The sequence below is a fragment of the Tolypothrix sp. VBCCA 56010 genome (assembly GCF_050875635.1).
Classification (GTDB): Bacteria; Cyanobacteriota; Cyanobacteriia; order Cyanobacteriales; family Nostocaceae; genus Hassallia.
The window spans coordinates 1-12,440 of record NZ_JBPAOH010000190.1; the positions used below are offsets into that span (position 1 = coordinate 1).

The following is a 12,440-nucleotide window of genomic DNA, read 5'->3' on the forward strand; positions in this document are numbered from 1 at the left end:
GCTGGTCCTGGTGGTAGCGGTACAGTTTCTTTCACCAACGCGCAAGAAATCTTTAGCTCGGCTGGTCAAGCGATCGCTGTTAATTAATTACACAACCTGGGTGGGTAAAATACTCACTCCGTAAATTTACTGAAGCAATAGATGCCTTTAGAACGGCTATGACAAGATCGATTTTTCAATTGGCTGACTCTTAATCGTGACGTATTTGCTGCTTATAAAGCCAGTTTGGGCTTTATTTGGGCTTAATTTTTGTCTAAGTCCCGTTAGGCTGTCGCAACCAATATTTTTAGAACCAAAAAGGGATTAAAATGCCATCGGATCATCTTAAGTATTTCAAAAAAATGCTAATTCCTTTAGCGATTTTCGGCATTTCTTTAACCATACAAATGCCCGCAAATGCACAAAGGATTACTCGCGAGCAACTTGATCGACTTTCAATACAAGAAGTCATAATTTTTAGGAACGAACAAGCTCGGCAAGCAAAGATTGTAATAGCAAATTGCTACAACAGCCCATATATTGACAACTCTACTTGCTATGCTCAGTTTTTACAGTATCAAAACTTAATTGCCAATCTGGATACTTATATTGCCCAAAGAAGAGTGATTGGTCAATAAAAAAATGCGATCGCATTTCAAGCACTAGAATTTACAGGTACTTTACAGATGCGATCCAATACTGCGTAGGTTTTGGGGGTTCATGGTAAAGGTTAAAGGGAAAATTTGCAATATCATCATAAATATGCAAGATGCTGATCCCAATAATCTTGAACTGAGAATTGGGCGTAGAGAATGTGATGTACGCGCCTACAATGTTCAGCTTTGCACAGCTTCCGGCGGTGAATTTGCGGCGTGTTGGGATTATCATTATACCCAATCCGTCAATATTAGCACTGAGGAGCTTGAGGGGATTATCGCCAATAATCAGTAATAGTGAATTTCATATAGAGTCCCAGTAATAAGTGTGTTCTGACTGGGACTTAAGCAGAGGCTGTTTCATTACACGAAAAGTCTCTGCTTTAACTTTTAGAGGGTTTACCTCTGGATCTGCATAAGTCCCTACCTTCCAGAAATAGTGTAATTTCAGAAATCATTAATTGGTTTAATGGGATCTACTAATCTGCTTAGATCAATTAATCGCAAACGGCAAAGGATAAAATCATGTCTAACGAAATAGATGTAAATAATACTCCGGTGGAATTATCTGAAGAAGAACTTGAAGGAATTGCGGGGGGAATCAATATTTTATTCTCTGGTTCGATGTTTGAAAAAAGTGATATATTTTCAGCGCAGCGAAGAGGTTCAAGGCGAAGAAGCATGGGAACAAGTTCTATTTTTAAATCTTCTCAGACATTTTCTTCGGCTTTTCAAGTTCTTGGTTTAGATTTGAATTCTCCAAACGATATTATGAGCTTTTTTAGCGGATTAGCCAAACTTTTTGGCAGAAAGTAATGAAACTTTGGAATTTTGAATTCTCATACTCAAGCTATTTCCAAATTATTTGTTCTCCCATGTACTATTCTTTAAGGGAGTTTATTTATCAATGACACAAGTTCTATTGAAGGAACTTAGCAATCAAGATATAGACTGGATGTTGGCAACCGGACATCAAGTCGAAATTGAGCCAGGAACTGTTCTAATTCAGCAAGGTCAACCGCTAGATGCATTGTATATTCTTTTAGATGGAGCGTTAACAGTTTCGCTGACTCAGAGTAATGCAAATCCGCTGGGTCGAGCTTTTGCAGCGCTTGAAGGTGGTGTCCTGCCGGGACGGGAAATTGCTCGATTGTCGAGTGGGGAGATGGTAGGAGAAATACCTTTTTTAGAAACTTACTTACCGTCTACTACAGTTTGTGCGACGAGCAAATCTTTGGTTTTGGCAATTGAGCGATCGCATCTATTACAAAAGTTGCAACAAGACCTCAATTTTGCCGCGCACCTTACAAGAGCAAGTGCAGTGCTGTTAGCAAATCGGCTAGAACTTTTGATGAATCAACTTGGACGCAGCACAGTTGTATTGAGTCAACCGCAACTACGGGAAGCGTTGATTATATTTGCAGAGTTACACGATAGCGATATTGATTGGTTGATTGCTGCGGGACGAGTCCAACAAATTGCCGCTGATACAGTGTTGATTCGCAGTGGTAGACCAATTGAAGCACTACATATTTTACTTGATGGTGCGATCGCCTTGAACGCCGCCGCAGAAAACAGCAATCCATTAACACGAGCTTTTTCTAATTTAGAAAACACCGAACCATCAGAACAAGAATTTGCCCGGTTATCTCGTGGTGATATTATTGGTGAAACTCCGTTTATTGAAGCACAACCGCCAGCAGTCACAGTTAAAGCATTGCAGAATTCGCGGATACTGTCAATTCCTCAATGGCGATTAGCAGCAAAACTGCTGCATGATGTCGGGTTTGCAGTTCGATTTTATCGCGTGCTGTCCGTTTTGTTAGCCGATAAACAACAAGCGATCGTCCAGCGTCTTGGCTATGGCAGGTTAACTTACAGTAGCGGACAATCCCTAGAAAAATCTTACGCCAACGAACTTAATACCCATTTTCTCACACAAGTTGCCTTAGCAGGAGCGCGATTTGAATGGATGCTCAAAAGAATCGGAATTGATTAAAACACAAATGAGCGCAAAAACTCTCTCAAACTCTTATTCCTTCTCCTTCAAAGACGCGAAGCGCGAACGTGTACTTCGTGTCTTCTCCTTCACGCCTACGCGGCTGGGCGAACGCGGTTCGTTTTCTAATCTTTTAAAGAGAAATAAACCGCGAAGACGCAAAGAGCGCAAAGGAAAGAGGGTTGCAAAGAGTCTTGGGGTAAGTTCTATAGAAATTGCAGGTAAATTCAATGGTGACGCAGAAAAATCAACTGTTTCGCAAAGAAGCATTAGAAAAGGTAGCTTCTCCCGAACAACTCGACCAATTAATCAAAATAACCAGTCCCAGACGTTGGTTTTCTTTATTTGCACTTGGTTCGTTGGTTGCGGCTGGATTGACATGGAGTATCAAGGGACGCATCCCGATTATTGTTACAGGTCGAGGAGTGCTAATTTATCCGAGTAAAGTTGTCACAGTTCAGGCATCTAACCCCGGACGGATTCTGGAATTAAATGTGGAAGTAGGGGAAATGGTGAAAAAAGGTCAAGTTTTGGCGACGATTGACCAATCTGAGTTAAAAAAGCAATTGCAGCTTTCCCGCGATAAACTGGGACAGTTGCGACTGCAAGACCAAACTGCAACACAAGTGCAGATGCAGCGTTTTGCTCTGGAACAAACAGCGACGCAAGAGCAGCGACGGACGATACAGCAAAGTCTACAAACGGTACAGTCCCTCACTCCCATTTTACGCTCGAAAGGATTGGAAGTGTTAAAACGCGATCGCCAAAATCTCAAACAGAATTTGCAAACGTTACGCGAATTGCAACCGACGTTGAAGCAGCGGTGGAATGAGCGGGAAAATCTGTTTCGCCAAGGTGCAGTTCCTAAAGATATGGCGTTACAGGCACGGCAAGAATATATTAATGCCCAAGCACAAATCAACGAAGCAGAATCGCAATTAAATCAATTGGAAGTAAAACAAGCGGATGCTGAACGTGAATATCTCCGCAACCTCAATCAAGTTAACGAGTTGTCAGCGCAATTGAAAGCATTGGATAGCCGTCAAGCAACGCAAAAGGAACAAGATTTAACTATTAATACTACCCGTACAAAAGAAATTCAAGAAACCCAACGTTTGATTGCTCAGTTGGAATTACAGTTACAAAAGAGTAGTCAAGTAAAGAGTGATTACACGGGGAGGGTTTTGGAAATTACCGCCAAACCGGGGCAACAGTTAGAACCAGGTGTAGGAATTGGTGCGATCGCTGCCCAAGAGTCATCTGCTAAATTAGTTAATGTTGCCTTTTTGCCCGTAAGTGAAGGCAAGAAAATTAAACCGGGTAGTCAAGTACAAATCACACCCTCAACAGTCAAGCGCGAAGAATTCGGCGGCATCGAAGCCAAAGTAACAAATATATCTGCATTTCCGGTGACACAGCAAGGTGCAGTCAGTTTAATTGGCAATGCGGATATTTTACCTAGTGTTATGGGGCAAGGACCACAACTTGCGGTATTTACGGAACTTCAGCCCGATTCTTCCACTTTCAGCAAATATCGCTGGTCATCGTCCACCGGACCGCAGCTAAAAATGACACCAGGAACCACAACCTCAGTGCGGATAACAGTAGAAAAACGCAAACCCATCGAGTTTGTGTTACCAATTCTCAAAGATTGGTCGGGTATGGGATGAAGTAGGGTGCGTTGTCGCATAGCGCAACGCACCATGAGTAATTCAAGGTGCGATCTTCCTACGGCATTACACACCCTACCAACTGCATTAGTTAAACATAGTCATAAATAGTGATATATGTAACTTAAATACAACGTGTTTACTACCCCTACCGAGACTTTGTAATGCATCAACTACAGAAATTGCTGCAAAAATTATTATTTACCAGCGCTTTTATACTTACGTGCGCTCCCGCACACGCACAAATTACCCCAGATAACACGCTGGGAGAAGCTTCTCGACTGACTCCGAATGTTTTAATTAATGGCGTACCAGGTGACAAAATTGACGGTGGCGCTCAACGGGGGAGCAATCTTTTTCATAGTTTCAGTCAGTTTAATGTAGGTGATGGGCAAAGAGTGTATTTTGGCAACCCTGTTGGAGTGGAAAATATACTAACGCGGGTAACGGGTGGGAATGCATCGAATATTTTCGGGACTTTGGGTGTTGATGGTACGGCGAATCTGTTTTTAATTAATCCCAATGGTATTTTATTTGGGCAGAATGCCCGCTTGGATGTGCGGGGTTCGTTTTTGGGGACGACAGCGAATGCGATTCAATTTGGGAATCAGGGAAATTTTAGTGCGACGAATCCTCAAGCACCGCCATTGTTGACGGTTCAGCCTTCGGGGTTGTTGTTTAATCAGATTAATTCTGGCAAGATTACAAGCCAAGCTGTTCTAGCTGTAGACCCAGGACAAAACCTTAGTTTGATCGGTGGCGATGTTGAGTTAAACGGAGGCATACTGGCTACTCTAAGCGGACGAATTGAACTTGCTGCAATTGGTGCTAACCTCGAAGGGAACGCAGAAGCAAAGACGGTTGAACTGAATCCAGATAATAGTTTCAGCATTCCAACCGATTTACCACGGGCAGATATCTCGCTGTTTGCCGCTGAAGTTTTCGTGGTAGCTGGTAATGGTGGCAGTATTACAATTAATGCTCGCAACTTAGATATTTCAGGTAACAGCTTTATCGCTTCAGGTATCGGAACAGGTGAACCAAGAAATAGTCAAACTGGGGATATTACTTTAAATGCGACAGGTACAATCCAAATCAGAGAAAGCAGTCGTATTAGAAATAACGTATTTGAAAATCAATCGGGCAATAGTAGTGATATTCGGATTACGGCTGGATCGTTATTTTTAACCGATAACGCTCGCCTCAGTGCTAGTGTCTCTGGACAAGGCAATGGGGGTAATGTTATTATCAATGCCCGCGATCAAGTTTCTTTAGACAACGGTGCGATTATCTTTGGTAATGTCGAAAAAACTGGCAAAGGTAATGCAGGAAATATCCGCATCAGCACAGGGTCGTTTTCTATGACGAATGGTGCAGGAATATCAGCACAGATTTATGGACAGGGGAATACGGGAGATATTCTCATTGATGCTCGCGATCGGGTCTCCTTAAGGAACGATGCACGGATAGTCAATGGCATTCAAGAGGAGGGGGTTGGCATTGGCGGCAACATTCGCATCAATACAGGTTCGTTGTCCCTCACGGATGGAGCTCTCATGAGTGCTTTTACCGTTGGACAGGGGAATACGGGAGATATTCTCATTGATGCTCGCGATCAAGTTTCCCTAGATAATGGTGCGAAAATCTTTAACTTCGTAAGTCGCGCAAACGGAGGCAACATTCGCATTAGCACAGGGTCACTTTCCACTACCAGAGGTGCCCAACTGCAAACAACCACTTTTGGACAGGGAAATGCAGGAGACATTCTCATCGACGCTCGCGATCGCGTCTCTTTTGAGGGGAGAAGCAGTGCAGCCAGTGGAGCCTTTAGCCGAGTGGCTTCTGGCGCAACAGGTCAGGGAGGCAACATCGCGATCGCCACTGGATCGCTATTGCTCGATAATAGCGCACAAATATTTGCGATTACTTCTGGAAAAGGCAATGGAGGCAATATTATCATCAACGCTCGCAATCAAATTGCCTTGAATAATCGTGCAGCTATCGCTAACCAAGTCGAAGAGAGCGGTAGCGGTAAGGGGGGAGATATTCGTGTCAACACGGGGACACTAACAGGTACTAATCTCGGAGTACTTCAAGCAGCAACTAGCGGACAAGGAAATGCAGGCAATGTTGCGATCAATGCGCGAGATCGTATTGAATTTGCAGGAAGCCTTAACAGACAACAGCGTAGTGGTGCTCAGAGCCTAGTGCTACCTGGCGCGGTTGGTAATAGTGGCAACGTCGAGATTATAACTGGATCTTTATTTATGAGAGATGGCGCAGCGGTGAGTGCCACGACAGATGGAAAGGGCAATGCAGGCAATGTTATCATCAACGCCCGCGATCGCATCACTTTTGACAATAGCAACATTTTTAGCGGGGTTAATCAAAATGCAGTCGGAAAGGGCGGCGATATAAATATCTCCACTGGCTCCTTAGAACTACTCAACGGCTCACAAATCGATGCTAGTACTTTTGGTGATGGAGATGCAGCTAATATAACCATTGTTGCGACGCAGCCTATCACAGTTGCAGGTATCGATGAGGAGACAAAACGCTCCAGTGCTATTTTCTCAACCACAGGGGATAATCCTGCTATCCCTGGAACTGGACCGACAATTGTTGGTAAAGGGAAAGGTGGAAATATCACAATTACAGCACCACAGCTAACAGTTCGCGATGGTGCTGTAATAGATGCTCGCACTTTTAACGATAAAACCGGAGGAAATATCAATATTACTCTTGACAGTTTACAACTACTAAATGGCGGGCAAATTTTCACCACCAGCGAAAGCAGCGGTTCTGCTGGCACAATTACAATTAATGCAAAAAATAAAGTCGATATTGCGGGTAGCGACCCAACCTACTCTAGTCGCTTAAGCCAGTTTCCTCGCCGTGTTGTTCAGATTTCACCAAATAGCAGTCTCTCGGTTCGCTCTACCGCAACAGGTTCTGCTGGAAATATCATCGTCAATACACCTCGCCTGACCCTCGACAACCAAGGCACGATTAGCGCCGAATCTCGTGCAGTCGATGGCGGTAACATAAACCTTAACTCTGATTTACTTCTACTGCGTCGCAATAGTCAAATTTCTGCAACAGCAGGCAATCAACAAGCAGGCGGTAACGGCGGTAATATCACGATTAACGCTCCATTCATCGTCGCCGTACCGAAAGAAAACAGCGACATTACAGCCAATGCCTTCTCTGGCACAGGTGGTAATATTAACATTCGCACTCAGGGGATTTTCGGTATCGAAGCCCGTCCGAAACCATCAGACCAAACAAATGATATTACTGCGAGTTCCGAATTAGGTGTCCAAGGACAAATCAACATTATCCAACCAGATATCCAACCGACGCAAGGGCTAGTGGAATTACCAGGACAAGTCATTGATGCTAGCAACCAAATTGCTCAGGATTGTCCTAGAGGTAGAAATGCGAAAAAACCCCTAGGTGAGTTTATCGTCACCGGACGCGGTATACCACCTAACGCTACACAACCTCTTAACGGTACACCAAACTTAACTCAACTAGCAACATTGGATAGCGATCGCTCAGTGACTCCAAACGAGTATCGCTCTGTTAAACCAAATACTTCAACAATCAATCTACCTTCGACTTCCCGTCAGGCGATCGTTGAAGCGCAAGGCTGGGTGAAAACTCCTGACGGTAAGATCATGCTTGTTGCCCAAGCACCCGAAGCTACGCCATCTTCTCGCGTCACTGCAAACCTTTGCCCTGTCTCTAAATAGTTATTTGAAAGCGAAAGGTACAAATAATCAAAGCCTCTCTCCTACGAGGAGAGAGGTTTGGAGGGAGGTCATTTATGTTTAAACAAATTCGTGAAAAACTATTAAAAAAATCCGCAAAATCTCACTGTATTCGCCGCACAGCTACCTTACTACAAATGGAAGCAGTAGAATGTGGGGCAGCATCTCTGGGTATGAGGCTTTTACCGAAGTTGTGCTGGTATTTGAACCAAGTCCAGAATTTAAGAAAGGAGGACGTAAACCAAGTCTAAAATGTGTCATAACGCTTGGTTTCCAGTGGACAATTGACATAACTACTGGCATCCCGTATATTTATGAATGATGCAGATAACTTTGAATGGGACTATGAAAAGGCGATCGCAAACTACACCAAGCACGGTGTGCGTTTTGACGAAGCGGTTAAGGTATTTCGTGACCCGTTCGGCATTGAGAAACTGGATGACAGAAAAGCTTACGGTGAGGAAAGGTTTATCCGTATTGGCATAGCAGACAGCAGGCTTTTGATGGTCGTATATACGGAACGAGGGGAGAAAACTAGAATAATATCGGCACGGGAGGCAACAAGGAATGAACGAAACGACTATTACCGCGAGAATGCACAAGGATGGGACGGTGGTTGAGGTGTTAGCTGACGGTAGCGAGCGACCGTTTCCAGAACAGCCTATGCGTCACATGACCGAAGAAGAAATTCACGCGGTTGCTCTTAGCGATCCTGATGCACAACCGCTTACAGATGAAGATTTAGCCCGTATGAAGCGGGTATCCCGTGTAAAAATTATCCGCCGTGCGTTGCAATTGACGCAGGAAGAATTTGCAGCGCGTTACCATATCCCGCTTGGCACATTGCGGGACTGGGAGCAAGGACGCAGCGAACCAGATCAGACAGCAAAGGCATATCTTAAGGTTATTGCTGCCAATCCTGAAGCTATCTATCAGGCATTGCAGTTTACCCCGCATTGAGAACTTTTAGAGATATACCCCTCTTCTCAAAAACGACCGTTTTTGAGAGGCATCATCCACGACTGGTTATCATCAGCCTTTTCCTGCTTTCCCCTAAGAGCGAAACTATCTCTTGAAACCTGCTTTCTTCAAACCTTAAACATGGATGAGTATTAGGAAAATTATTTTGATTGGATGGGGCTGATGTTGTAATCTCATCAAGTCAACAGTCCAAAAATCTTGATTCTGAACGCCAGTCTGCTTAGTCGGGAAACCCACGCGAAGCGGCTGGCTCCCCTTGACTATTGACTATTGAACGCCAGATTGCTCAAGTCGGCAGAGCCGCCCACGCAACTGGCTCCTTTTGACCACCCTCATTTATGGTTTGTTGCTTGGGTGCGTAAGTCCTATCATCGTCAACATCCAGCATTCCACCTACACAAACTACACTCGTCGAGGCTCAAGGCTGGGTAAAAACTGCTGACGGTAAAATCATGCTTGTTACCCAAGCACCCGAAACTACGTTATCTTCTCTCCCTACTGCATCAGTTTGCCCTGTCTCTAAATAGTTATTTGAAAAGGGAAAAGTAAGGAGAATTAAAGCTAATACTTCGCTAACTAGGCTAAGGTTGCATGAATGGCTGAAATCTTGTATTAGGTGCATTACCCGCCATAGGTTTAAACCTATGGCTAATAGCATAAGTCGTCTCAAGACGACTAAGCAAGCATTTCATTAATTCGTAGCTTTTTTTAACGCAGAGTCACGCACCAGTTAGCGCAAAGGTACGCAGAGTCTTCATTCATATTTTGGTTATGAACTTATGCAAAGTTGTACTAAGCAAGCATTTCATTTAGCTATTAGCCTGTGGCTTACAGCCATAGGCGGTTGTGGAAATAAAAGCGTGATTGTGTTTTGGTATAAACCTCAAAAACTTCTAATTTATGTTTAAACAAATTCGTAAAAAACTATTAAAAAAGCCCGCCAAATCTCACCGTATCCGCCGCACACCTACCTTACTCCAAATGGAAGCAGTAGAATGTGGGGCAGCATCTCTGGGTATGATTTTAGGCTACCACAATCGCATCGTTCCCCTAGCAGAACTCCGCCAAGCTTGCGGTATCTCGCGGGATGGAAGTAAAGCCTCAAATGTGCTAAATGCGGCTCGAAGTTATAATTTACAAGCCAAAGGCTTCAAAGTAGATTTAGAAGCTTTGCAACAAATCGCGTGTCCTTATATTGTATTTTGGAATTTTAATCACTTTTTGGTTGTTGAAGGGTTTAGCAAAAAGTGCGTTTTTCTCAATGACCCGGCAACAGGACGACGCATAGTTTCGCTATCAGAATTCAGCGAGGCTTTTACCGGAGTTGTACTAGTATTTGAACCGAGTCCAGAATTTAAGAAAGGAGGACGTAAACCAAATATATTTTGGGCGTTGCGGTCACGCTTGCAAGGGAGCATGTGGTCGCTGATTTACTGCGTGTTAGCGGGTTTTTTCCTTGTAATACCTGGGTTGGCGATGCCGACTTTTTCACAGGTATTTGTCGATCAAGTGTTAGTTCAAGGTCGCGAAGATTGGTTGCGTCCGCTGATATTTGCAATGCTATTTACAGCATTATTAAGCGGGTTATTAACGCGATTGCAATTACAGCTATTGCGACGGATGAAAATCAAGCTGGCAATGGGAATGTCGAGTAAGTTTATCTGGCATCTTCTCCACCTTCCGGTCAGCTTTTATGACCAACGCTTTGCCGGAGAAATTAGCAGCCGAATTCAATTAAACGATCGCCTTGCAAATCTCCTCTCTGGTAAACTGGCAACAACAATAATTTCCGCTGTGATGGTGATTTTTTACGCCGTTGTCATGCTGCAATACGACAAAATGTTAACGTTGATTGGTATTGCTTTCGTTGTCGTTAATCTGGTAGCCTTACAGTGGGTAGCACGATTGCGCGTAGATACAAATATCCGCTTGATGCAAGAAGAAGGCAAAGTCAGCGGAATAGCGATCGCCGGATTGCAAAGTATGGAAACCCTGAAAGCTTCCGGTTTAGAATCAGATTTCTTTACTCGTTGGGCAGGATATTACGCCAAAGCAATTAATGTCCGGCAAGATATGGACAACTTAAATCAAGGGTTAGGAATCTTCGCCGCATTTTTGTCTGGTATTACCTCAATGTTATTAATCGTTGTTGGGGGATTGCGCGTCATGGATGGTGCTTTGACTATTGGGATGCTGGTAGCATTTCAATCTTTGATGCAGCAGTTTATGCAACCTGTGAATCAACTTATCAGTTTAGGCGGCGATTTACAAGAACTGCAAGGAAACTTAAATCGGTTGGATGATGTTTTGCAAAATCCGACGCAAGAGGAGGGGGAGAGGGGGAGAAGGGGAGAGGGGGGGACAAGGGGACAAGGAGACAAGGGGGACAAGGGGGACAAGGGGGAAATTTGTCTCCCTTGTCTCCCCACTCCCCCACTCTCCCCATCCCCCACTCCCCCACTCCCCCCCTCTCCCAAACTGGAGGGATATCTCGAACTACGCGATATCACCTTTGGCTACAATCGAACTGCACCGCCTTTGATTGAAAATTTTAGTCTTTCACTCAAACCGGGACAGCGAGTGGCATTGGTGGGCGGTAGCGGTTCCGGAAAATCAACGATCGCCAAACTGGTGGCTGGATTATACGAACCTTGGTCTGGTTTAATGTACTTGGATGGACAAATGCGATCGCAAATTCCGCATCAAGTGTTGGTAAATTCGATTGCAACTATAGAACAAGATATTACGCTGTTTGCTGGTAGCGTTCGCGACAATTTGACATTGTGGGATACGACTATACCTGATAGCAACTTGATGCAAGCTTGCCGTGATGCTGCCGTGCATGAAATTGTGCGATCGCTTCCCGGTGGATATAACGCAGACTTGTTAGAAGGTGCAACCAATTTGAGTGGGGGACAGCGACAACGCTTAGAAATAGCCCGCGCTTTAGTTAATAATCCCTCAATTTTGCTGATGGATGAAGCTACAAGTGCGTTGGATGCAGAGACAGAGAAGATTATTGACCAAAACTTACGGTTGCGGGGTTGTACTTGCTTGATTGTGGCGCATCGCTTGAGTACAATTCGCGATTGCGATGAAATTATTGTTCTCAATCGTGGTAAGGTTGTACAACGCGGTACTCATGACGAATTGCGGCAAATTGAAGGCTTTTATTTAGAGTTAATTAAAAGCGAGGGCGGAACCTTAGAATTAGTTTGAAAAGGGCGAATAGAATTCGCTACTACACAAACGAAGTCCACCTCCGTGGACTAAGAGAAAGTCAAGCCGCGTAGCGGCAATTCATAATTAGTAATTCATGCGGACATAATTTCAATCAGTAGGGGCTTGTACCCACTACGCAATTGTTTTAGCTCATTAAAAA

The 12,440-nt window shown here is 44.1% G+C and carries 10 protein-coding genes; 9 read left to right on the forward strand and 1 reads right to left on the reverse strand.

The features are described from left to right. Positions 1-308: 308 nt before the first annotated feature. The 8 genes from AABK37_RS36465 (at position 309) to AABK37_RS36500 (ending at position 9,037) form a co-directional block, all read left to right on the forward strand. On the forward strand, positions 309-617 hold the full coding sequence (locus AABK37_RS36465; RefSeq protein ID WP_432556331.1) for a hypothetical protein: 309 nt from the start codon (positions 309-311) through the stop codon (positions 615-617). Between the two features lie 82 nt (positions 618-699). Next, on the forward strand, positions 700-930 hold the full coding sequence (locus AABK37_RS36470) for a hypothetical protein (protein WP_432556332.1): 231 nt from the start codon (positions 700-702) through the stop codon (positions 928-930). 230 nt (positions 931-1,160) lie between these two features. Then, a complete protein-coding gene (locus AABK37_RS36475; protein WP_432556333.1) occupies positions 1,161-1,451 on the forward strand; it encodes a CTB family bacteriocin in 291 nt (96 codons plus the stop codon). Between the two features lie 91 nt (positions 1,452-1,542). Next, a complete protein-coding gene (locus AABK37_RS36480) occupies positions 1,543-2,634 on the forward strand; it encodes a cyclic nucleotide-binding domain-containing protein (RefSeq protein WP_432556334.1) in 1,092 nt (363 codons plus the stop codon). 230 nt (positions 2,635-2,864) lie between these two features. After that, positions 2,865-4,304, forward strand: coding sequence for an NHLP bacteriocin system secretion protein (locus AABK37_RS36485; RefSeq protein WP_432556335.1), 1,440 nt, complete (start codon positions 2,865-2,867; stop codon positions 4,302-4,304). 164 nt (positions 4,305-4,468) lie between these two features. Further along, entirely contained in the window at positions 4,469-8,059 is a 3,591-nt protein-coding gene (locus AABK37_RS36490; RefSeq protein ID WP_432556336.1) for a filamentous hemagglutinin N-terminal domain-containing protein, read from the forward strand. Positions 8,060-8,391: 332 nt separating this feature from the next. Continuing rightward, a complete protein-coding gene (locus AABK37_RS36495) occupies positions 8,392-8,697 on the forward strand; it encodes a BrnT family toxin (RefSeq protein WP_432556337.1) in 306 nt (101 codons plus the stop codon). Continuing rightward, positions 8,645-9,037 carry a helix-turn-helix domain-containing protein gene (locus AABK37_RS36500; protein WP_432556338.1) on the forward strand — a complete coding sequence of 131 codons (393 nt, stop codon included), beginning with the start codon at positions 8,645-8,647 and terminating at the stop codon, positions 9,035-9,037. Before AABK37_RS36495 ends, AABK37_RS36500 begins: the two co-directional genes overlap by 53 nt. Positions 9,038-9,476: 439 nt before the next feature. Here the strand turns inward: AABK37_RS36500 and AABK37_RS36505 are convergent, their stop codons facing one another. Continuing rightward, entirely contained in the window at positions 9,477-9,716 is a 240-nt protein-coding gene (locus tag AABK37_RS36505; RefSeq protein WP_432556339.1) for a hypothetical protein, read from the reverse strand. A 242-nt stretch (positions 9,717-9,958) separates the two neighbouring features. Here AABK37_RS36505 and AABK37_RS36510 point away from each other — a divergent pair, with 242 nt between their 5' ends. Further along, a complete protein-coding gene (locus AABK37_RS36510; RefSeq protein WP_432556340.1) occupies positions 9,959-12,277 on the forward strand; it encodes an NHLP family bacteriocin export ABC transporter peptidase/permease/ATPase subunit in 2,319 nt (772 codons plus the stop codon). Positions 12,278-12,440 lie beyond the last annotated feature (163 nt).

Coding starts and splice junctions, on each gene's coding strand:
- AABK37_RS36465 (WP_432556331.1), top strand. CDS start 309: ATGCCATCGGATCATCTTAAGTATTTCAAAAAAATGCTAATTCCTTTA.
- AABK37_RS36470 (WP_432556332.1), top strand. CDS start 700: ATGGTAAAGGTTAAAGGGAAAATTTGCAATATCATCATAAATATGCAA.
- AABK37_RS36475 (WP_432556333.1), top strand. CDS start 1,161: ATGTCTAACGAAATAGATGTAAATAATACTCCGGTGGAATTATCTGAA.
- AABK37_RS36480 (WP_432556334.1), top strand. CDS start 1,543: ATGACACAAGTTCTATTGAAGGAACTTAGCAATCAAGATATAGACTGG.
- AABK37_RS36485 (WP_432556335.1), top strand. CDS start 2,865: ATGGTGACGCAGAAAAATCAACTGTTTCGCAAAGAAGCATTAGAAAAG.
- AABK37_RS36490 (WP_432556336.1), top strand. CDS start 4,469: ATGCATCAACTACAGAAATTGCTGCAAAAATTATTATTTACCAGCGCT.
- AABK37_RS36495 (WP_432556337.1), top strand. CDS start 8,392: ATGAATGATGCAGATAACTTTGAATGGGACTATGAAAAGGCGATCGCA.
- AABK37_RS36500 (WP_432556338.1), top strand. CDS start 8,645: ATGAACGAAACGACTATTACCGCGAGAATGCACAAGGATGGGACGGTG.
- AABK37_RS36505 (WP_432556339.1), bottom strand. CDS start 9,716: ATGCTATTAGCCATAGGTTTAAACCTATGGCGGGTAATGCACCTAATA.
- AABK37_RS36510 (WP_432556340.1), top strand. CDS start 9,959: ATGTTTAAACAAATTCGTAAAAAACTATTAAAAAAGCCCGCCAAATCT.